The 19,679-nt window shown below is 63.5% G+C and carries 21 protein-coding genes and 1 pseudogene; 16 read left to right on the forward strand and 6 right to left on the reverse strand.

Going from position 1 to position 19,679, the window contains the following annotated elements:
* Positions 1-4: 4 nt before the first annotated feature.
* The gene (locus BLU32_RS20210) at positions 5-850 is read left to right on the forward strand and encodes an FkbM family methyltransferase (RefSeq protein WP_093809938.1); all 846 of its coding nucleotides are present in this window, start codon (positions 5-7) and stop codon (positions 848-850) included.
* A gap of 55 nt (positions 851-905) precedes the next feature.
* Complete coding sequence (locus BLU32_RS20215) at positions 906-1,688, forward strand: succinate dehydrogenase iron-sulfur subunit (RefSeq protein ID WP_093809940.1); 783 nt, start codon at positions 906-908, stop codon at positions 1,686-1,688.
* A 12-nt stretch (positions 1,689-1,700) separates the two neighbouring features.
* On the opposite strand, the gene BLU32_RS20220 is transcribed toward BLU32_RS20215, so the two are convergent.
* The gene (locus BLU32_RS20220) at positions 1,701-2,357 is read right to left on the reverse strand and encodes a transglycosylase domain-containing protein (RefSeq protein ID WP_093809942.1); all 657 of its coding nucleotides are present in this window, start codon (positions 2,355-2,357) and stop codon (positions 1,701-1,703) included.
* A gap of 218 nt (positions 2,358-2,575) precedes the next feature.
* On the opposite strand from BLU32_RS20220, the pseudogene BLU32_RS20225 reads away from it, so the two are divergent.
* Both BLU32_RS20225 and BLU32_RS20230 read left to right on the forward strand, forming a co-directional pair.
* Positions 2,576-2,728: pseudogene (locus BLU32_RS20225) on the forward strand (succinate dehydrogenase iron-sulfur subunit); the annotation flags it as partial.
* 139 nt (positions 2,729-2,867) lie between these two features.
* Positions 2,868-3,116 (forward strand): VOC family protein, encoded by a 249-nt coding sequence (locus tag BLU32_RS20230; protein WP_197673657.1) that lies wholly within the window; start codon positions 2,868-2,870, stop codon positions 3,114-3,116.
* Between the two features lie 296 nt (positions 3,117-3,412).
* Here BLU32_RS20230 and BLU32_RS20235 read toward each other — a convergent pair whose 3' ends face one another.
* From BLU32_RS20235 to BLU32_RS20245, 3 genes are all read right to left on the reverse strand, one after another.
* Positions 3,413-3,607 (reverse strand): outer membrane protein, encoded by a 195-nt coding sequence (locus tag BLU32_RS20235; RefSeq protein WP_093809944.1) that lies wholly within the window; start codon positions 3,605-3,607, stop codon positions 3,413-3,415.
* Entirely contained in the window at positions 3,604-4,032 is a 429-nt protein-coding gene (locus tag BLU32_RS20240) for an outer membrane protein (protein ID WP_093809946.1), read from the reverse strand. The genes BLU32_RS20235 and BLU32_RS20240 overlap by 4 nt, the downstream gene beginning before the upstream one ends.
* Before the next feature lie 153 nt (positions 4,033-4,185).
* The gene (locus tag BLU32_RS20245) at positions 4,186-4,563 is read right to left on the reverse strand and encodes an MAPEG family protein (RefSeq protein WP_093809948.1); all 378 of its coding nucleotides are present in this window, start codon (positions 4,561-4,563) and stop codon (positions 4,186-4,188) included.
* A 185-nt stretch (positions 4,564-4,748) separates the two neighbouring features.
* On the opposite strand from BLU32_RS20245, the gene BLU32_RS20250 reads away from it, so the two are divergent.
* Both BLU32_RS20250 and BLU32_RS20255 read left to right on the forward strand, forming a co-directional pair.
* Positions 4,749-5,096 carry a carboxymuconolactone decarboxylase family protein gene (locus tag BLU32_RS20250; protein ID WP_093809950.1) on the forward strand — a complete coding sequence of 116 codons (348 nt, stop codon included), beginning with the start codon at positions 4,749-4,751 and terminating at the stop codon, positions 5,094-5,096.
* Between the two features lie 127 nt (positions 5,097-5,223).
* Entirely contained in the window at positions 5,224-5,673 is a 450-nt protein-coding gene (locus BLU32_RS20255; protein WP_093809952.1) for a hypothetical protein, read from the forward strand.
* 29 nt (positions 5,674-5,702) lie between these two features.
* Here the strand turns inward: BLU32_RS20255 and BLU32_RS20260 are convergent, their stop codons facing one another.
* Positions 5,703-6,281 (reverse strand): GNAT family N-acetyltransferase, encoded by a 579-nt coding sequence (locus BLU32_RS20260; protein WP_093809954.1) that lies wholly within the window; start codon positions 6,279-6,281, stop codon positions 5,703-5,705.
* A gap of 225 nt (positions 6,282-6,506) precedes the next feature.
* Between BLU32_RS20260 and BLU32_RS20265 the strand changes: the two genes are divergently transcribed.
* The 10 genes from BLU32_RS20265 (at position 6,507) to lpdA (ending at position 19,292) form a co-directional block, all read left to right on the forward strand.
* Complete coding sequence (locus tag BLU32_RS20265; protein WP_208976935.1) at positions 6,507-7,076, forward strand: protease inhibitor Inh/omp19 family protein; 570 nt, start codon at positions 6,507-6,509, stop codon at positions 7,074-7,076.
* Positions 7,077-7,111: 35 nt separating this feature from the next.
* Positions 7,112-7,525 (forward strand): carboxymuconolactone decarboxylase family protein, encoded by a 414-nt coding sequence (locus BLU32_RS20270; protein WP_093809956.1) that lies wholly within the window; start codon positions 7,112-7,114, stop codon positions 7,523-7,525.
* Between the two features lie 214 nt (positions 7,526-7,739).
* The gene (gene zapE / locus BLU32_RS20275) at positions 7,740-8,906 is read left to right on the forward strand and encodes a cell division protein ZapE (protein ID WP_093809958.1); all 1,167 of its coding nucleotides are present in this window, start codon (positions 7,740-7,742) and stop codon (positions 8,904-8,906) included.
* A 119-nt stretch (positions 8,907-9,025) separates the two neighbouring features.
* Complete coding sequence (gene mdh / locus BLU32_RS20280) at positions 9,026-9,988, forward strand: malate dehydrogenase (protein WP_093809960.1); 963 nt, start codon at positions 9,026-9,028, stop codon at positions 9,986-9,988.
* A 75-nt stretch (positions 9,989-10,063) separates the two neighbouring features.
* Positions 10,064-11,263 carry an ADP-forming succinate--CoA ligase subunit beta gene (gene sucC, locus BLU32_RS20285; protein WP_093809962.1) on the forward strand — a complete coding sequence of 400 codons (1,200 nt, stop codon included), beginning with the start codon at positions 10,064-10,066 and terminating at the stop codon, positions 11,261-11,263.
* Positions 11,263-12,171: a succinate--CoA ligase subunit alpha gene (gene sucD, locus BLU32_RS20290; RefSeq protein ID WP_093809964.1), complete on the forward strand. Its 909-nt coding sequence runs from the start codon at positions 11,263-11,265 to the stop codon at positions 12,169-12,171. The genes sucC and sucD overlap by 1 nt, the downstream gene beginning before the upstream one ends.
* Positions 12,172-12,389: 218 nt before the next feature.
* A complete protein-coding gene (locus BLU32_RS20295; protein ID WP_093809966.1) occupies positions 12,390-15,374 on the forward strand; it encodes a 2-oxoglutarate dehydrogenase E1 component in 2,985 nt (994 codons plus the stop codon).
* A gap of 177 nt (positions 15,375-15,551) precedes the next feature.
* Positions 15,552-17,072 (forward strand): 2-oxoglutarate dehydrogenase complex dihydrolipoyllysine-residue succinyltransferase, encoded by a 1,521-nt coding sequence (odhB, locus tag BLU32_RS20300; protein ID WP_093811400.1) that lies wholly within the window; start codon positions 15,552-15,554, stop codon positions 17,070-17,072.
* A gap of 31 nt (positions 17,073-17,103) precedes the next feature.
* Positions 17,104-17,721 (forward strand): LysE family translocator, encoded by a 618-nt coding sequence (locus BLU32_RS20305; RefSeq protein ID WP_093809968.1) that lies wholly within the window; start codon positions 17,104-17,106, stop codon positions 17,719-17,721.
* Positions 17,722-17,882: 161 nt separating this feature from the next.
* Complete coding sequence (lpdA, locus tag BLU32_RS20310) at positions 17,883-19,292, forward strand: dihydrolipoyl dehydrogenase (RefSeq protein WP_093809970.1); 1,410 nt, start codon at positions 17,883-17,885, stop codon at positions 19,290-19,292.
* A gap of 116 nt (positions 19,293-19,408) precedes the next feature.
* Here lpdA and BLU32_RS20315 read toward each other — a convergent pair whose 3' ends face one another.
* Positions 19,409-19,648, reverse strand: coding sequence for a hypothetical protein (locus BLU32_RS20315; RefSeq protein ID WP_093809972.1), 240 nt, complete (start codon positions 19,646-19,648; stop codon positions 19,409-19,411).
* Positions 19,649-19,679 lie beyond the last annotated feature (31 nt).

Raw genomic sequence — 19,679 nt, forward strand, 5'->3', positions numbered from 1 at the left:
CACCATGTCGATGGCGGCACGGTTTCCCGATGTAAACTCTCCCTTCGGCACCTATCGTGCCGGCGGGCGGGCACGTCTCGCCTGGGCTCTCGCCGACCGGCACGAACTGTCGCCGCGTTGGCGCAAGCGCCTGCGCGCCTTTGTCGCCCGGCATTATCGCGGTCCCTACGACCGGGAAGCCGAGGGGCTTCGGTTCCGCCTCTACCCGGGGGCCAATTACGATGATCGCAAGATCATGGCGCGGGGCCGGCTGCCGGAGCGCGACGAACACGGCCTTTTGTCGGATTGTCTCCGGCCCGGTGCCGTCTTCGTCGATATCGGCGCCAATGTCGGAAGCTACAGCCTCGACGCCGCGCGCCGCGGTGCGAGGGTTCTGGCGATCGAGGCGGACAGCGAGACGGCGGCGAAACTGGCGTTCAATCTGGCCGCCAACAGTCTTGGCGATGTCGAGGTGGAAAATGTCGCGGTCGGCGCCCGCGACGAGGTTTTGGACCTTTGGAGCGAGCCGTCGAATTGCGGTTTCGCGACGCTGGTGAGCGATCTGACGACCGGAGAATGGGCCGGCGACTGGAAGTCCCGCCCCGTGCAGGTCCGTCCGCTCGCCGACATTCTGGTGGACCACCGCATAGCCCGCGTCGATGTCTTGAAGATCGACGTGGAGGGCTTTGAGGACAGGGCGCTTCTGCCCTATGTGAACCGGCTGGAAGACGACGACCTTCCGGGCGCCATCCTGCTGGAGACCAACTGCCGGGACCACTGGCAGCACGATTGCATTGCAGAGCTTCAGGCGCGCGGTTATCGCGCGGCCGGAGCGACCAAAGACAACACGATCTTCCGGCGCGGCGCCTGAAGATCCCGATGACGAGGCCGCCGTCGACGGCGGGCCAAACGCGGAGCGAAACAAGATGGTACAGCTGACGCTTCCCAAGAACTCGCAGATGACGGAGGGCAAGGTCTGGGACAAGCCGACCGCCGCCAACCACCTGCACGAGTTCCGGATCTACCGCTGGAACCCGGACGACGGGCGCAATCCGCGTGTCGACACCTACTTCATCGACAAGGACGATTGCGGCCCGATGGTCCTCGACGGGCTGATCTACATCAAGGACAAGATCGATCCGACGCTGACCTTCCGCCGCTCCTGTCGCGAGGGCATCTGCGGCTCCTGCGCGATGAACATCGACGGCACCAACACGCTGGCCTGCACCAAGGGCATGGAAGAGATCGGCGCCGGGCCGGTGAAGATCTACCCGCTGCCGCACATGCCGGTGGTCAAGGATCTGGTGCCGGATCTCACGCGCTTCTACGCTCAGCATCGCTCGATCGAGCCCTGGCTGAAGACAACGACGCCGGCCCCGGAAAAGGAGTGGCGTCAGTCGCACGACGATCGCGCCAAGCTCGACGGGCTGTACGAGTGCATTCTCTGCGCCTGCTGTTCGACATCGTGCCCGAGCTACTGGTGGAATGGCGATCGCTACCTCGGCCCGGCTGTGCTGCTTCAGGCCTATCGCTGGCTGATCGACAGCCGCGACGAGGCCACCGGTGAGCGTCTGGACGATCTGGAAGATCCTTTCCGCCTCTACCGCTGTCACACGATCATGAATTGTGCGCAGGCCTGTCCCAAGGGCCTCAACCCGGCCAAGGCCATCGCCGAGATCAAGAAAATGATGGTCGAGCGGCGGGTCTGACCGCAGTCGGTCCTACCGGCAGCCTTCGAGCCAGACATCGCCGTGATCGAGCGGCGCGCATTTGTCTTCCGCAAGGCGGGCGATCCGCGCTGTCCGTTCCTCCAGCTCGGCGTCCGTGCCGCGCAGGTCGTATTTGCCCGGCGCGATCATCACGGCGACGAGCTTGAGGAATTCCGTGTGGCCGATCGCGGCCGGCGCCGCGCCATAGACCGTTTCGGACGCGTCGAAGAATCCGGTCATCCAGCCGTTCGGCCCGCGGCCCATCTCCAGCGTGTCGAGCCACAGCGCCATGATCTCGTCCTTCGAAAGCCGTGCCTCGAGGCCGAGCGCGTAGCCGGTCTGGCGGATCTTGCCGATCCCCGGACGGAAAGTCTCAAAGCCGAGCCTTTTGGCGAGCGATTGCGTGACGGTGGTCAGCCCCGCGCCGGGTGTGCTCATGTCGACGCCGGCATGGTCGCGGAAGGCCGGGTCCTGGACCTTGAGCAGATCGTCGAGCCGGTCCTTGCCGAGATCGCTTCCGCCGCGCCCGTCGGCGATCAGCGCGCCGGCCCGATTTTGCAACCGGTCGGCATCCGCCACCGCGTCGAGATAGCCCTTTCCGCCATAGCTGAGCGCGGCGACGATGACGGCCAGCAGCGCGACAACGACGATTTTGACGAGACGTCTCATGTGTACCCCTTTTTCGTTTTTGCGATAATCGAAGGAGATCTTTGCCGGATGACGGTTTCGGCGCGAAAGTGGTCCGAAATGCGGCGAAGGATCTTTCCGGCCTTTCGCATAGCTCAAGCCGGCGTCGAAGGCGGCGTGCTTGTAAGGAGCGCCCCGCGCCGCGAACCTCGATGTGGCGGGCCTGAATTCCTGTCGACGGGCTGCGAGGGCAGGGCGGGGCGCCCGGCGAACGGCTTGACCACCTCGAAGACCCGTTCCGTCTCTACCGCTGTCACACGATCACGAATTGTGCGCAGACCTGTCCCAAGGGCCTCAACCCGGCCAAGGCCATCGCCGAAATCAAGAAGATGATGGTTGAACGGCGCGTGTAAGGCGAACGGCTGTCATCGCCGATAGGTCGAAAAGCCGTCTTTCGGCGGCGGCTTTTCTGTTGTCGGGGAGGTTGAATGCAATTGCACGGCATGCTCAATTGTTCTTGTTTTGTTCAATTCAAGGTTTTGGAGAATGGCAATGCATAAACCCCGATTGGGCGTTGTGGTGATCGATTGCCAGGGCGAGGATCCGGCGGCGTATGAGGCGTTCTGGGCTGCGGCCCTCGGGCGTGAACGCGAAACCGATCCGATTGATCCGAAGTATCGCGATCTGAGGGGGCCGGAAGCAGAGATCGGGGTTCTGGCCCCGGCTGTAGATCACCCGCCGCGCGTCCATTTCGATATCGAGACAGACGACATCGACGCCGAGGTCGCGCGGCTTGAATAGCTTGGCGCGACGCGGGTCGCAGCGCTCAGGGGCTGGGTGGTGATGCAGGCGCCGAGCGGTCACAGGTTTTATGTGGTCCAGCCGCAGCGTCCGGATTTTGCGGACAATGCGAACGCCTGGGCGGATTGAGAGCGAGGCGCGATTGCGTCGATCCCATTCGGCAGCAACGGGCACTCGAAAATGAACCGCAAGAGCGGACGGATCATGCGCGATCCGCCCGGCTTGTAGAGACCGAAGGCTTTGGGAGAGCACCAACACAGGCCCGGTGCCTCCTCTCGGCATGCCGGCGGCAGCGTCTAGAAGTGGTAGTTGATCCGAGCTCGAACGAGGTCAAGCTGACCCTTTAGGCCGAAGGTCGCGCCGCCTATATTGTAATTCTTGCTGCCGAAGTCGTGATGCTGATACTCGACACCGGCCGAGACGGTTTCCGTCACAAAGGCCTCGACACCGGCGCCGAGGACCCAGCCGATATGTGTGTTGGAGTCGCTCACGCCGGCTCCGGGTTGGTAAACTCCACGCCGGCCGCGCTGATGCCGCCGGTAGCGAAAACCAGGAACCGGTCATGCGTAAAGCCGGCGCGAAGCCGAGCGGACGCCAGCCACTTTGCTTCTTCCTTGTTGCCCAGGTTTGTCGTTCCGTTGATGTCGAGCAGGCTGCCGTCGATCTCGACGCCGAACAGGAACTGCTGGAACATGTAAATGTAACCCGCGTGTGCGCTACCCAGGAAGCCGTCGAACCGGTCGGAGCTGCCGAAGGAGTCGGCCCCCTTGATCCAGCCATAACCGGCGTGCGCACCGGCGTAAAACCCGCTCCAGTCATATTGCTGATCAAAGCGATTGTAAGAGAGGTCAGCAGCGGATGCGTGGCCGCTCACTGATCCAAGGGCTACAGCACATATTGCAAAAAACTTCTTCATCTAATCGGTCCCTTTAATTCAAAGATTATGAATGAACTGACAGTATCTCTCCGTGTGGTCAATTGCGCTTTGCACACGCTAAGCGTGCAAATTTCCTCTTTTTGGTGTGCGATGCATTTTTGCGCTTGAGTGATGGAGGTATCCTGCTCCCCCTCAGCTCCACACCGGGCTGGTGAAGATCGCGATTGTCGAAATGAAGCCGACGGCCCAGGCGATCGAGCGCGGGGTGGCGCGGTCGCTCCAGTAGCAAAACACATAGATCAGCCGCGCGCCGATGAAGAGGCCGGCGAGCCGGTCGATCCAGGCGGCGTCGCCGCCCTGCCACAGGCCGACGATGACCGCGACGGCGAAGATCGGAAACGCCTCGAAGCCATTTGCCTGGGCGGCGGCGGCGTGCGCGCGAAAGCCCGTTCTCCAGTAGTCGGGATCGCGCGGGTTCGCATTGTCGAAATCCTTGGAGAGTTTCGCCGGAAAGGCGGAAAGGATCGGCAGAATGGCGGCGGCGAGAATGCACCAGATGGCAAAGGGCATGAAATCTGTCCTGTCGTGCTAGGGGGGCGTTCCTCCCCGATTGTGTTCGCCCTTTTCGGGCCTGCGTCAAGGTTGCGGCCCGTTCTTGCAGGGATTTGATCCAGCGCATGGCGCTGCGCGCGCGGCGATGCTGTGTCTTGGGCAAATGGCCCGCAAGGCCATCAAGACATCAAGGAGACAGACGTATGGCCGTCAGTGACTGGAACGCCTTCATCGCCCAGACCGATGCCCGCATGGCGGAGCTTCGCACGGGCATCCCCGGCGTGGCGAAGGGGTTTCACGAGATCGCCCGCTCGGCCATCGGCGAAGGCGCCCTCGATTCCAAGACCAAGGAGCTGATCGCGCTGTCCATCGGCATCACGGTCAGGTGCGACGGCTGTCTCGCCTATCACGCCAAGGCCGCCGCCCGATACGGCGCGACGCGTGAGGAGGTGATGGAAGCCATAGGTGTTGCCGTCTACATGGGCGGTGGCCCGTCGATGATCTACGGCGCGGAGGCGCTTGCCGCCTTCGACAGCTTTTCCGCGGCATAGGTCGGCGATCTGGAAATCGTCATGAATTTGCCGGACCTCGTCCGCGTTTCGTCATATTGCCGTTTTGCCGTTTCGCTATAGGTCGCTGCGGGCTGCGAGGGGCTCGACGCTGGCGGCAGGAACGAGCATGGCGACGACGATCTTGTTTGTGTGCAATGACAATGCCGGTCTCAGCCCGATGGCCGAGGCCTGCCTCAATGCAATCAGCGACGGCAGCGTGCGCGCATTTTCCGCCGGCCTTGTTCCCGCCAGCCATCTGGCGCCGGCGACAGCGCGCGTTCTTGCGGAAAACGGCATCCCGGCCGGCGGACTCGCGCCCAAGTCCTGGGAACTGTTTGCGCTCCCCCATGCGCCATCGCCGGACATGGTCATCGCGCTTGGCCCGGACGTGGAAGACACGCCAGTGGACGTGTGGCCATGGCCGACGCGCCACGCCCGGTGGGCCGTCGAACCCGGGCGGAGCACGATGAGCCCGATCGAGCAGGCGCGGAAGACGTTCTCCGCGCTGCGCCGCGACATAGAGCAGCGATTCGCCGGCTGTCGGTCCGTCACGGGCGCCTGGCGCCAGTCCGCATGATGCGCTCCCGACCCGACCGCGCGTACAGGTCACGTCCGGCTTCGCAGCAGTGTGCGCGAGCCGTCGACGACTTCGCCGAGGACGCCGAAGAAATCCGAGGTCTGTTCCCGGATGTGGCTGAACGGGGAAGCCGAACGCGGATCGATGCGGCCGACGATGTCGCCCATCTCGAAGGTGAGGTCCTTGGTGAACTTGCGGGCAAGCTGCTGCATTGCCCGGTTGGTCGCAAGGCAGTTCATATAGATGTGATGGCAGCCCCGGTTGCGGGCGGCGATCAGTGTGAGCTCCATTAGCCGCGTGCCGACGCCGCTGAGGCGGCAGGTCTCTTCCACGGAAAACGCGGCTTCCGCGGTTCGCACGTCGCCGCAGGGGCGCAGTTCCGCAACGGCCCGCAGATGTCCGTCGACGACGTAGCCGTGCAGAACGGCGTCCAGCGAAAAACTGGTTTCCGAATAGCAGCGCAGAAAGGCGTCGCTTGCCGGCATCGCAAACCGGGCACGTCGCGCGCATGGATCGAGGCGGAGCAGATGGTCGCGAAACCGCGCCTGGTCTGCGAAGGTGAGCTTGCGATAGTAGCCGGTTGAACCGGCTTTTGATGTGTGCGGCATGGGGCGCTCCTGACTGTGTTGCGCCACTCCCTGGAAGGTCTCCCCAGACCGAACTCACACTCTGGCCGCTTTACTGCGGCACTTTGATGGCAAGCTTGACGGTTGCGTCAACGATTTGGTCACCATAAACGTCGAGGATCGTCATGGGCAGTGCCCATTTGGGTCCACACCCTAGACTGCGACACCGAATTCCCGCCGGACGGACAGCACAAGGAAGAACAGCGCATGATCCGAACCGCCCCGCTTCGAACGGCTCGGCTGAGCAAGCAGATGACCGCCGTCATCTGCGTGACCCTCGCGCTTGCAGGGTGCCAGCGGCTTGGTTACGGCAGCCGCTCGGCACCGTTGCCGGCAACGCCGACCGCGCCGGTTGCGAGCCAGTCGCTCGAGCCGCTCGACCCGAGCTTCAACCCTCAGGACACCGCGACCCTTGACGGGACGGCGCCTCTCGATGGCGAAACCCAGGTGGCCGGCGTCGATCCGCTCGCCGGTGGGCCGCCCCCGACTGCGCGCGAAATCGGGCGCAGTGACATGCTTGGAGGGTGGTCGCTGGCATCCGGTGCCGACAACTGCAAGCTCTTCATGACACTGACCACCTGGAAAGGCGGGTACCGCGCCAATTCCCGCGGCTGTGCGACACCGAACCTGCAGACTGTTTCGGCCTGGGATCTTCAAGGCAAGCAGGTGAGTCTGAAGGACGGTGAAGGAGCCACCATAGCCGAACTCTATTCGACGGGCGCCGAACGCTTTTCGGGTCGGACCGCAAGTGGCGTCCCGATCTCCGTGTTCCGTTAAACCGCGGGCGCGCCGCAGACCACTGGAGAAACCCGATGTCGATCTGGCCCGTTCTGAACGATGCCGCGATGCCTGAACGCTCAGCCGCCGTGGTCGAGGACATAAAGACCACCCGCAACACGGATTTCATCAACAACTTCTGGCGGGTTCTCGCCAACGATCCAGCGCTTCTGGAACGGACATGGGGCAGTCTGAAAGAGGTGATGGGCCCCGGCGAAATTGATCCGCTGACGAAGGAAATGCTCTATGTGGCCGTGTCGATCGTGAATGGATGCGAATATTGCATTCGCTCGCATACGGCCGCCGCGCGGGCCAAGGGGATCAGTGAAAAACAACTCGGGGAACTCCTCGCAATCGTTGGCATGGCGAGCGAGACCAACCGGCTGGCAACCGGGCTGCAGGTCCCGGTCGACGCAGCGTTCCTGCCGGAGGCTTCCGGCAACGGTTGAGGCGCGAAACGGGGGCTGTCGGCCGTGTCCCGGCCTGCCGGACGGCTTTGCACGCCGGTAGCGTCTTGCTGCCACCGGCCCGGCAAGGTATCCCACGCATCGTGAACGCTGCTTGCGAGGGTCACGTGACGCTTATTCCGGTTATGCCTCCAGGTCCCGGTTCCTGCCGGCCAAAGCCTGTCGTACCGCTTCCGGCGCCTGAGGAATGCGGGCAATGACCATATCGGGCGCCAGATCCTCCCCCATCGCCACGACCCACACTGTCGACGGGCGCTACAAGGCGCTGATCGAGGCCGGCGAGATCGAGTATGACCCCGCCCAGGCCGAGGTCGTGGCGGCCCTTGACCGTTTGAACGCGGTTCTGGCGGAAACCGGCCCGGCGTCCAAGAAAAGCGCGCTCGGCTGGATTTTCGGCAAGCGGGGGTCGGCGCGCGAAATCACCAAGGGACTTTACGTCTGGGGCAAGGTCGGGCGCGGCAAGACCATGCTCATGGACCTGTTTTTCGACATCGCGGTCGCGCGCAAGAAGCGGCGGGTGCATTTTCATGAGTTCATGGCCGATGTGCACGAACGGGTGCATCGTGTCCGCGGCGCGATCCGTGACGGCGAGATCGCCGGCGACGACCCGATCCCGCCGGTTGCCGCCGAGCTTTCCCAGGAGACCCGGCTGCTGTGTTTCGATGAATTCACCGTCACCGACATTGCCGATGCGATGATCCTGGGTCGCCTGTTCACCCGGCTGTTCGAGCAGGGCGTCGTGGTCGTTGCGACATCGAACGTCGCCCCGGACGATCTTTACAAGGACGGACTCAACCGGGGGCATTTCATGGAGTTCGTCGAGCTTTTGAAAACCCGGGTCGACGTGGTTTGCCTCGACGCGCGTACAGATTACCGGCTGGAAAAGCTCGCGGGCGCGCCGCTGTATCTCACGCCGCTCGGACCGGAAGCGGAGGCGGGCGTCGAGAATCTGTGGCGCAAGCTGACCCATGGTCTGAAGGCGCACAGCGAGGAACTGGAGGTCAAGGGTCGGCATATCCGCGTGTCGCGGACGGCCGCAGGCGTTGCCCGTTTCACCTTTGCGGAGCTTTGCGAGACGCCGCTCGGCGCGGCCGACTACCAGCGCCTGGCGCTCTCCTACCACACCTTCGTGATCGAGAACGTGCCGGTCATGGACCTGCCGCAGCGCAACGCGGCCAAGCGCTTCATCAACCTGATCGACACGCTCTACAACAACCGCAACAAGCTGATCCTTTCGGCCGAGGCCGAGCCGGACGGGCTCTATGTGGCCACAACCGGGACCGAATCCTTCGAGTTCCAGCGCACGGTCTCGCGCCTCATCGAGATGCGGTCCGAGGACTGGCTGAGCGAGGGTGACTCATAGGGCACCCGGGCACCCTATCCCTTCGATTGGCTTGCGCCCCGGCGCCAAAGGGTTTATCGCCATGCGCGACCGTTGATGGCGGTAAGTGCTCCATTTTACGTAAAGGGAAGCAATAGGATATGGCTCGGAACAAGATCGCTCTGATCGGCGCGGGACAGATTGGCGGCACGCTCGCCCACCTCGCCGGCCTGAAGGAACTCGGCGACATCGTGCTCTTCGACATTGCCGAAGGAACCCCCCAGGGCAAGGCGCTCGACCTTGCTGAATCCTCGCCCGTCGACGGCTTCGATGCCAAGATGTCCGGTGCGAACTCCTACGAACAGATTGCCGGTTCGGACGTGGTGATCGTTACCGCCGGCGTGCCGCGCAAGCCGGGCATGAGCCGCGACGATCTTCTGGAGATCAACCTGAAGGTGATGGAGCAGGTCGGCGCCGGCATCAAGGCGCATGCACCTGACGCGTTCGTCATCTGCATCACCAACCCGCTCGACGCGATGGTCTGGGCGCTGCAGAAGTTCTCCGGCCTGCCGGCGAACAAGGTCGTCGGCATGGCCGGCGTGCTCGACAGCGCCCGCTTCCGCTATTTCCTGGCCGAAGAGTTCGACGTCTCCGTGGAAGACGTCACGGCCTTCGTTCTTGGCGGCCACGGCGACACGATGGTGCCGCTGACCCGCTACTCGACCGTTGGCGGCATTCCGCTGCCCGACCTGGTCAAGATGGGCTGGTGCACCGCCGATCGTCTTGAGGAAATCGTCCAGCGTACCCGTGACGGCGGTGCGGAGATCGTCGGCCTGCTGAAGACCGGTTCGGCCTTCTATGCGCCGGCATCCTCCGCGATCTCCATGGCCGAGAGCTACCTGAAAGACAAGAAGCGCGTCGTGCCCTGCGCCGCGCATCTGACCGGTCAGTACGGCCTCAGCGACACCTATGTCGGGGTGCCGGTCGTGATCGGCGCCAATGGAGTGGAGCGGGTCATCGAGATCGAGATGAACTCGGACGAAAAGGCGATGTTCGACAAATCCGTCGCCTCCGTCGACGGGCTGATCGAGGCCTGCAAGAAGATCCAGCCGGCGCTGGCCTGAACCAAGACATGCGGGAGGCCTCGAGCCTCCCGTTTCGCATGACGCGAACCGTCTCCGACACTGGGGGAGTGACGCATGAATATCCATGAATACCAGGCCAAGCAGGTGCTCAAGGCCTTTGGCGCGCCTGTCGCAAACGGCGTGCCCATCTTTTCCGCCGACGAGGCCGAGGCAGCCGCAAAGCAGCTTCCCGGTCCGCTCTGGGTGGTGAAGTCGCAGATCCACGCCGGCGGGCGCGGCAAGGGCAAGTTCAAGGAACTCGGCCCCGACGCCAAGGGCGGCGTTCGCCTGGCCTTCTCGATTGACGAGGTCAAGTCCCACGCGACCGACATGCTCGGCAACACGCTGGTGACCGCGCAAACCGGCGATGCCGGCAAGGTCGTCAACCGCCTCTACATCGAGGACGGCGCCGACATCGAGAGCGAGCTGTATCTTTCCATCCTCGTCGACCGCACCGTCGGCCGTCCGGCCTTCGTCGTCTCGACGGAAGGCGGCATGGACATCGAGGCGGTGGCCGAAGAGACGCCGGACAAGATCGTCACGCTGCCGATCGACCCGGACACGGGCGTGACCGAGGCCGATGCGGCCAAGCTCTGCGATGCGCTGAAGCTTGATGGCGACGCGCGCACCGACGGCATGACGCTCTTCCCGATCCTCTACACTGCCTTCGTCGAGAAGGACATGGCGCTGCTCGAGGTCAACCCGCTGATCGTCATGAAGGACGGCCACCTGCGCGTCCTCGACGCCAAGGTCTCCTTCGACGGCAATGCGCTCTTCCGCCACGACGACATCATGGCGCTGCGCGACAAGACCGAGGAAGACGCCAAGGAAATCGAGGCGTCCAAATACGACCTCGCCTATGTGGCGCTCGACGGCGACATCGGCTGCATGGTCAACGGCGCGGGCCTTGCCATGGCGACCATGGACATCATCAAGCTCTATGGGGCGGAGCCCGCCAACTTCCTGGACGTCGGTGGCGGCGCCTCCAAGGAAAAGGTCACCGCGGCCTTCAAGATCATCACGTCGGACCCGAACGTGAAGGGCATCCTGGTCAACATCTTCGGCGGCATCATGCGCTGCGACGTCATCGCGGAAGGCGTGGTCGCGGCCGTGAAGGACGTCGGCCTTCAGGTTCCCCTCGTCGTGCGCCTCGAGGGCACGAACGTGGAACAGGGCAAGACGATCATCAATGAAAGCGGCCTGAACGTCATCGCCGCCGACGATCTCGACGATGCGGCGCAGAAGATCGTCAAGGCCGTGAAGGGGGGCGCATAATGTCCATTCTCGTCAACAAGGATACCAAGGTCATCGTTCAGGGGCTGACCGGCAAGACCGGCACGTTCCACACGGAACAGGCGCTTGAGTATTACGGCACCAAGATGGTGGCCGGCGTGCACCCGAAGAAGGGCGGCGAAACCTGGTCGTCCGGTCTCGATGGCGCCGCGAACCTTCCGATCTTCGCCACCGTCGGCGAAGCGAAGGAGGCGACCGGTGCCGACGCATCCGTGATCTACGTCCCGCCGGCAGGCGCGGGCGCCGCGATCATCGAGGCGATCGACGCCGAGGTGCCGTTCATCGTCTGCATCACGGAAGGCATTCCGGTTGCCGACATGGTCAAGGTCAAGCGTCGGCTGGAGAAGTCCAACTCGCGTCTGCTCGGGCCGAACTGTCCCGGCGTGCTGACGCCGGAAGAATGCAAGATCGGCATCATGCCGGGCTCCATCTTCAAGAAGGGCTCGGTCGGCGTCGTCTCGCGCTCCGGCACGCTGACCTATGAGGCGGTGTTCCAGACGACCAACGCGGGCCTCGGCCAGACCACGGCCGTCGGCATCGGTGGCGATCCGGTCAAGGGCACCGAGTTCATCGACATCCTGGAGATGTTCCTCGCCGACGACGAGACGCAGTCGATCATCATGATCGGCGAGATCGGCGGCTCGGCCGAGGAAGAGGCCGCGCAGTTCATCAAGGACGAAGCGAAAAAGGGCCGTTCCAAGCCGATGGCCGGCTTCATCGCCGGCCGCACGGCGCCTCCGGGTCGCACCATGGGTCATGCCGGTGCCGTGATTTCCGGCGGCAAGGGCGGTGCCGAGGACAAGATTGCGGCGATGGAATCGGCCGGGATCAGGGTTTCGCCATCTCCCGCCAAGCTTGGCGAAACCCTTCTTGAAGTTCTGAAGGGCTGATCCCACGTGGTCACGGGAAATTAACCGTGACCGCAGCACCATATCGGCCACGGGACCTTCCCTTGGGGCACGTTCCCGTGTACCGATGGGACTGTATGGACTGACAATGGGGTTGGCGCGGGACACGCCCTGCGCCTGCCCATCCCACATCCGTTCTCTGGGGCGCTGCGTGAAAGGGCTCCCCTCAACAGGCGGGCGGGGGATACCCCGCTTTTGTGATGGCTCGGCAAGACGCGAACACTGCATTCGCGATGACGTCGTTTTTATACGGCGGCAACGCGGCGTATATTGAAGATCTCTATGCGCGCTTCAAGGAAGACCCGTCCTCTCTCGACGAGACGTGGCGCGAGTTCTTCTCAAATCTCCCCGACGACAAGGCGGATGTGCTGAAAGAGGCGCGCGGCGCCTCCTGGAAGCGCAGCGACTGGCCGGTGACGGCCAATGGCGACCTCGTCAATGCCTTTGACGGCAATTGGGCGCCGGCCGAAAAGGCTTTGGGCGACAAGATCAAGTCCAGGGCGGCGGCGGCCGGAAAGCCGCTGAGCGACGCGGACGTCCAGCAGCAGACGCGCGATTCGGTGCGGGCGCTGATGATGATCCGCGCCTATCGCATGCGCGGTCACCTGCATGGCGATCTCGACCCGCTGCATCTCAAGGAGCAGGTCGACCAGGAAGAGTTGCACCCTTCCGCCTACGGTTTCACCGAGGCCGACTGGGATCGCAAGATCTTCATCGATTACATGCTCGGACTGGAATTCGCGACGCTCCGCGAGATGCTGAGCATCCTGAAGCGGACCTATTGCTCCACGCTGGGTGTGGAGTTCATGCATATCTCCAATCCGTCCGAAAAGGCGTGGATTCAGGAGCGCATCGAAGGGCCGGACAAGGAAATCGAGTTCACGTCCAAGGGCAAGCACGCGATCCTGAACAAGCTGCTGGAAGCGGAGGGCTTCGAGAAGTTTCTTGATGTCAAATACACCGGCACGAAGCGCTTCGGTCTTGACGGCGGCGAGGCGCTTCTGCCCGCGCTCGAGCAGATCATCAAGCGCGGCGGTGCGCTGGGCGTTGAGGAAATCGTGCTGGGCATGGCTCACCGCGGCCGGCTCAACATCCTGTCGCAGGTGATGGGCAAGCCGCTGCGCGCGATCTTCCACGAGTTCAAGGGCGGCTCCTTCACGCCCGACGATGTGGAAGGTTCCGGCGACGTCAAGTATCACCTTGGCGCATCGTCGGATCGCGAGTTCGACGGCAACCAGGTGCATCTGTCGCTGACCGCCAACCCGTCGCATCTGGAGATCGTCGACCCGGTGGTGCTCGGCAAGGCCCGCGCCAAGCAGGACCAGCTGTCGGCCGTCGACGGACGCTTCATCGAGACGACCGAGGTGGACCGCTCCAAGGTTCTGCCGTTGTTGCTCCACGGCGATGCGGCGTTCGCCGGTCAGGGCGTGGTGGCGGAATGCCTGGGCCTGTCGTCCCTGCGCGGCCATCGCACCGGCGGTTCGATCCACGTGATCATCAACAACCAGATCGGCTTTACCACCAATCCGCGCTTCTCGCGCTCCTCGCCCTATCCTTCGGATGTGGCGAAAATGATCGAGGCGCCGATCTTCCATTGCAACGCCGACGATCCGGAAGCGGTCGTCTACGCCGCGAAGGTCGCAACCGAGTTCCGCCAGCTCTTCGGCAAGCCGGTCGTGATCGACATGATCTGCTACCGCCGCTTCGGCCACAATGAGTCCGACGAGCCGGCGTTCACCCAGCCCATCATGTACCGCAAGATCCGCAAGCATCCGACGACGCTGCAGATCTACGCGGAAAAGTTGATCAAGGAGGGCGTGATCACCTCCGAGGAGCTGGAAAAGATGCGCGGAGACATCCGGGCGCGTCTGGACAGCGAATTCGAGGCAGGTCAGGCATACAAGCCGAACAAGGCCGACTGGCTGGACGGCAAATGGGCCGGCATGAAGCAGGCGAAGGATCTGGAAGATCCCCGACGGGGACAGACCAGTGTCTCGGCCGATGACATCGAGCGCATGGGCAAGGCGTTCACGAGCGTTCCCGAGGGTTTCAACGTCCACCGCACGATTCGCCGCTTTCTCGACAACCGCAAGAAAATGTTCGAGTCCGGGAAAGGGTTCGACTGGGCGACCGCCGAGGCGATGGCCTTCGGCTCGCTTCTTCTGGACGGACATCCGGTGCGGCTTTCGGGACAGGATTGCGAGCGCGGCACCTTCTCGCAGCGCCACTCCGTTCTCTACGACCAGGAAGACGAAAGCCGGTTCATTCCGCTCAACCATCTCGGTGACGGCCAGTCGCGCTACGAGGTCATCAATTCGATGCTCTCGGAAGAGGCGGTGCTTGGTTTCGAATACGGCTACACGCTGAGCGAGCCGAACGCTCTGACCCTTTGGGAAGGTCAGTTCGGAGATTTCGCCAACGGCGCGCAGGTGGTCTTCGACCAGTTCCTGTCGTCGGGAGAACGCAAGTGGCTGCGCATGTCGGGTCTCGTGTGTTTGCTGCCGCACGGCTATGAGGGACAGGGGCCGGAGCATTCCTCCGCACGCCTCGAGCGTTTCCTGCAGATGTGCGCGGAAGACAACATGCAGGTGGCCAACTGCACGACACCGGCGAATTACTTCCACATCCTGCGTCGCCAGCTCAAGCGCGACTTCCGCAAGCCATTGATCCTGATGACGCCGAAGTCGCTTCTGCGCCACAAGCGCGCCGTGAGCCGGGTGGACGAGTTCACCAATGGATCGACCTTTCACCGGCTGCTTTGGGACGATGCGCAGTTGGATCCCGAGGCCGGCATCAAGTTGGTGGCGGACGAGAAGATCCGCCGGGTCGTGCTGTGTTCGGGCAAGGTCTATTTCGACCTCTTCGAAGAACGCGAGAAACGCGGCATCGACGATGTCTATCTCCTGCGCGTCGAGCAGCTCTATCCGTTCCCCACGAAGGCGCTGGTGACCGAGCTTGGACGCTTCAAGGATGCCGACATCGTCTGGTGCCAGGAAGAACCGAAGAACATGGGGTCATGGTTCTTCATCCAGTCCTATGTCGAATGGGTCCTGACCCAGATCGAGGCCAAACACACCCGGCCGCGTTATATCGGACGGGCCGCCTCCGCGGCGACCGCCACGGGCCTGATGTCCAAGCACCTCGCCCAGTTGCAGGCCTTCCTTGACGAGGCTTTCGCAGATTGACGCTTTGGCCCCGACCGCCGGAAGGGTGTGGCCGGGGCCCGTTGGAGCATTTCGTGACCTTCGGCCGGCCGGGGAACACCGGGCGGCGGAAAGGCCAGGGGGCGGATGGCGCCCCGACATTTCGCACGCGGATCGATGCAAGGTCTGCGCTGCCATTGGATGAAAGAGACTGAAATCATGGCGACCGAAATCCGAGTGCCCACCCTTGGCGAGTCCGTTACCGAGGCCACGATCGCGCAGTGGTACAAGAAGCCCGGCGATGCCGTTTCCGCCGACGAACCGATTGTCGAACTGGAAACCGACAAGGTAACGGTCGAAGTGCCGGCCCCGGCCTCGGGAACGCTCGGAGATCTTCTCGTGAAGGAAGGCGATACCGTTGAAGTCGGAACGCTTCTCGGTCAGATCGAGGAAGGCGATGGCGCGGCTGCAAAGCCTGCCGCCGCGAAATCGGATGCCAAGGCCGAGGAACCGAAAGAGGACAGCAAAGGCGCGCAGGAGACGGTTGATGTCGTCGTTCCCGCCGCCGGCGAAAGCGTGACGGAAGCCGACGTCGGCGAATGGTTCGTCAAGGTCGGCGACACCGTGAAGGCCGACGACATTCTGGTCGAACTTGAAACCGACAAGGCTGCACAGGAAATTCCGTCGCCGGTCGCCGGCACCGTTGTGGAGATCGCCGTTGCCACAGGCGACACGGTAACCCCCAACCAGTTGCTGTTGAAGATCGCTCCGGGCGAGGGGGCCGCGGCACCCGCCGCCAAGGCCGCGGCAACGCCGGCCCCGGCGAAGACCTCAGGCACCGACATGCCGCCCGCGCCGTCCGCGTCCAAGATGATGCAGGAAAAGGGCGTGTCCGCCGATCAGGTCTCCGGCAGCGGCAAGCGCGGTCAGGTGCTCAAGGGCGACGTGATCGCCGCTGTTGCCTCCGGCATGACGGACTCGTCCACATCGTCCACATCGACCGCCGCTGCGGAACGTCCGGCTGCGTCTGCGGACGACGAGCCCCGTGAAGAGCGCGTGCGCATGACCAAGCTGCGCCAGACCATCGCGCGCCGGTTGAAGGACGCACAGAATTCCGCAGCGATGCTCACCACCTACAACGAGGTGGACATGGGTCCGGTCATGGACCTGCGCAAGCAGTACAAGGAGCTCTTCGAGAAGAAGCACGGTGTGAAGCTCGGCTTCATGGGCTTCTTCACCAAGGCTGTTTGCCATGCGCTGAAGGAGGTTCCGGCGGTGAACGCCGAGATCGACGGCACCGACGTGATCTACAAGAACTTCTGCCACATCGGCGTTGCGGTCGGTACGGATCGCGGCCTGGTCGTGCCGGTGGTTCGCGACGCCGACCAGATGTCGATCGCCGAGATCGAGAAGACCATTTCGGGCCTGGGCCTCAAGGCGCGCGACGGCAAGCTCGGCATGGCCGAGATGCAGGGCGGCACCTTCACCATTTCCAACGGCGGCGTCTACGGCTCGCTGATGTCCTCGCCGATCCTCAATGCGCCGCAGTCCGGCATCCTTGGCATGCACAAGATCCAGGAGCGGGCGATGGTCGTAAACGGCGAAATCGTCGCGCGCCCGATGATGTATCTGGCGCTCAGCTACGACCACCGCATCGTCGACGGCAAGGAGGCGGTGACCTTCCTCGTCCGCGTCAAGGAGAGCCTGGAGGACATCCAGCGCCTCGTCCTCGACCTTTAGAGGCCCGGCGGAACCCGAGCGGGAGAAACGCATGGGGACAGAGTTCCTCGTTGCAGCGCTGATCGTGGTCATGATCCCGGGAACCGGGGTCATCTATACGGTTGCCACGGGGCTTGCGCGCGGCCGGGCCGCGAGCGTCGCTGCCGCGCTCGGGTGCACGCTCGGGATCGTCCCGGCGATCCTGGCATCGGTCGCCGGTCTGGCGGCCTTGCTGCATGCCAGCGCGCTCGTGTTCCAGGCGGTGAAATACGCCGGCGCGGCCTATCTGCTTTATCTGGCCTGGCAAACGCTGCGCGAGGCGGGACCGCTCGCGTCTGGCGACAACAGCGCCTCGGTGCCGCCAGGCTGGACGAAGATCGCGCGCACGGGGTGCCTGATCAATGTCTTGAACCCGAAGCTGACGGTGTTCTTTCTGGCCTTCCTTCCCCAGTTCGTCGCGCCGCAGGCCGGGTCTCCGGCCGCACAGATGGTGGGGATGGGGCTGGTATTCATGGCCATGACCTTCGCGGTTTTCGTGGTCTACGGATTTTTTGCAGCGGCCGCCGGCGAACGGGTGTTGCGCAATGCACGCGCCATGGCATGGATCCGGCGCACGGTTGCGGTTGCGTTTGCCGGTTTCGGCCTCAGGCTGGCCCTTTCCGAGCGCTAGGGCCGGCCGACGAACAGACAAGAGAAAGCGGATCGACGCCTCCGGGCGTCCGGTTTCACACCTGAGCGCGGTGCCGGGGCTTCCACGCCGGACCGCGAGACACGATTTCCAGGCGCCGACCGTATCGGGGCTGCATGCTGTGAACAATGAGGCGACTTGCAATGGCAGACTATGATCTTCTCGTCATCGGAACCGGTCCTGGCGGCTATGTGTGCGCCATCAAGGCGGCCCAGCTTGGCCTGAAGGTCGGCGTGGTGGAAAAGCGCGCCACCCATGGCGGCACCTGCCTGAACATCGGCTGCGTTCCCTCCAAGGCGCTGCTGCACACCTCGGAACTCTTCGAGGAGGCCGGTCACAGCTTCGAGGACTTCGGCATCAAGGTCGGCAAGCCCAAGCTCGATCTCAAGGCCATGATGGGCCACAAGCAGAAGACCATCGACGGCAACGTCGGCGGCATCGACTACCTGTTCAAGAAGAACAAGATCACCGCCCATCACGGGACAGGACGGATCCTTTCCGCCGGCCGTGTCGAGGTGAAGGCCGAAGATGGGTCCACGCAGATCTTCGAGGCGAAGTCGATCGTGATCGCGACCGGCTCGGACGTTGCGCCGCTTCCCGGCGTCGAGATCGACGAGAAGCAGGTCGTGTCGTCCACCGGAGCGCTCGAGCTCGACAAGGTGCCGAACAAGCTGATCGTCGTCGGTGCGGGTGTTATCGGGCTGGAGCTCGGCTCCGTCTGGCGTCGCCTCGGATCCGAGGTTGTCGTGGTCGAGTTCATGGACAAGATCCTCGGCCCGATGGACGCGGACGTCTCGAAGAACTTCCAGCGCATCCTGAAGAAGCAGGGCATGACCTTCCATCTGTCCTCCAAGGTGACCGCCGTGGAGAAGAAGGGCAAGCAGCTCGCCGTGACCGTGGAGCCGGCGGCGGGCGGCGAGGCGGCTGCGGAAACGCTTGAGGCCGACGTGGTGCTGGTCGCCATCGGCCGCCGTCCGGTGACCGCCGGTCTCGGGCTGGAAGATGCCGGGATTGCGCTTGATGAGCGCGGCCGGGTGAAGACGGATGAGCACTATCAGACCAATGTGCCGGGCATCTATGCCATCGGCGACGTGATTGCCGGCCCGATGCTGGCGCACAAGGCGGAGGACGAGGGCGTCGCGCTCGCCGAAATCCTGGCCGGTCAGGCCGGTCACGTGAACTACGGCGTGATCCCGGGCGTCGTCTACACGAGCCCGGAAGTCGCCGACGTCGGCATGACGGAAGAGCAGCTGAAGGCGGAAGGGGTCGACTACAAGGTCGGCAAGTTCGCCTTCATGGCCAATGGTCGGGCCAAGGCGATGAACCACACCGAGGGCTTTGTGAAGGTTCTGGCGGACAAGGAGACCGACAAGGTTCTCGGCGTCCACATCATCGGCCACGGCGCCGGCGAGATGATCCACGAAGCGGCGGTGCTTATGGAATTCGGAGGGTCGTCGGAGGACCTTGCACGCACCTGCCATGCGCATCCGACAATGAGTGAAGCCGTCAAGGAAGCCGCCATGGCGGCCTTTGCCAAGCCGATCCACGCCTGACTTCTTAAACGCAGTGCCGGCGGACAGCTGCCGACGGCTCTTCATGACGACGAAAAAACGCCCGCCCTTCGCGAGAAAGGCGGGCGTTGTCTTGTCGGATCAGCGGCGCGTGTCGTTTAATCCGCCGCTTTTTCGTCCTCGAGCAGAGGCGCGGCCTTTGCCTCGGCTTCCCCGGCTTCCACCAGTTCGTCGCTGAGGTCGTTGGTGGCGATTGCATCCATCGGTGGCGCTTCAACGTTTGCGACAGGCGACATCTTGGACTGTGCGCTCTTCATCCAGTTGCACTCCGCGATGGCGGGCGCCGTGGTGAAGGCGACAAGGGCGGCAACACTCGTCAATCCGGTCAGAATACGCATGGTGGTCTCCTCCGTTGGCGAGACGCGGCGG

It is taken from the genome of Stappia sp. ES.058, assembly GCF_900105595.1.
Taxonomy (GTDB): domain Bacteria; phylum Pseudomonadota; class Alphaproteobacteria; order Rhizobiales; family Stappiaceae; genus Stappia.

Coding starts and splice junctions, on each gene's coding strand:
- BLU32_RS20210 (WP_093809938.1), top strand. CDS start 5: ATGTCGATGGCGGCACGGTTTCCCGATGTAAACTCTCCCTTCGGCACC.
- BLU32_RS20215 (WP_093809940.1), top strand. CDS start 906: ATGGTACAGCTGACGCTTCCCAAGAACTCGCAGATGACGGAGGGCAAG.
- BLU32_RS20220 (WP_093809942.1), bottom strand. CDS start 2,357: ATGAGACGTCTCGTCAAAATCGTCGTTGTCGCGCTGCTGGCCGTCATC.
- BLU32_RS20230 (WP_197673657.1), top strand. CDS start 2,868: ATGCATAAACCCCGATTGGGCGTTGTGGTGATCGATTGCCAGGGCGAG.
- BLU32_RS20240 (WP_093809946.1), bottom strand. CDS start 4,032: ATGAAGAAGTTTTTTGCAATATGTGCTGTAGCCCTTGGATCAGTGAGC.
- BLU32_RS20245 (WP_093809948.1), bottom strand. CDS start 4,563: ATGCCCTTTGCCATCTGGTGCATTCTCGCCGCCGCCATTCTGCCGATC.
- BLU32_RS20250 (WP_093809950.1), top strand. CDS start 4,749: ATGGCCGTCAGTGACTGGAACGCCTTCATCGCCCAGACCGATGCCCGC.
- BLU32_RS20255 (WP_093809952.1), top strand. CDS start 5,224: ATGGCGACGACGATCTTGTTTGTGTGCAATGACAATGCCGGTCTCAGC.
- BLU32_RS20260 (WP_093809954.1), bottom strand. CDS start 6,281: ATGCCGCACACATCAAAAGCCGGTTCAACCGGCTACTATCGCAAGCTC.
- BLU32_RS20265 (WP_208976935.1), top strand. CDS start 6,507: ATGATCCGAACCGCCCCGCTTCGAACGGCTCGGCTGAGCAAGCAGATG.
- BLU32_RS20270 (WP_093809956.1), top strand. CDS start 7,112: ATGTCGATCTGGCCCGTTCTGAACGATGCCGCGATGCCTGAACGCTCA.
- zapE (WP_093809958.1), top strand. CDS start 7,740: ATGACCATATCGGGCGCCAGATCCTCCCCCATCGCCACGACCCACACT.
- mdh (WP_093809960.1), top strand. CDS start 9,026: ATGGCTCGGAACAAGATCGCTCTGATCGGCGCGGGACAGATTGGCGGC.
- sucC (WP_093809962.1), top strand. CDS start 10,064: ATGAATATCCATGAATACCAGGCCAAGCAGGTGCTCAAGGCCTTTGGC.
- sucD (WP_093809964.1), top strand. CDS start 11,263: ATGTCCATTCTCGTCAACAAGGATACCAAGGTCATCGTTCAGGGGCTG.
- BLU32_RS20295 (WP_093809966.1), top strand. CDS start 12,390: ATGGCTCGGCAAGACGCGAACACTGCATTCGCGATGACGTCGTTTTTA.
- odhB (WP_093811400.1), top strand. CDS start 15,552: ATGGCGACCGAAATCCGAGTGCCCACCCTTGGCGAGTCCGTTACCGAG.
- BLU32_RS20305 (WP_093809968.1), top strand. CDS start 17,104: ATGGGGACAGAGTTCCTCGTTGCAGCGCTGATCGTGGTCATGATCCCG.
- lpdA (WP_093809970.1), top strand. CDS start 17,883: ATGGCAGACTATGATCTTCTCGTCATCGGAACCGGTCCTGGCGGCTAT.
- BLU32_RS20315 (WP_093809972.1), bottom strand. CDS start 19,648: ATGCGTATTCTGACCGGATTGACGAGTGTTGCCGCCCTTGTCGCCTTC.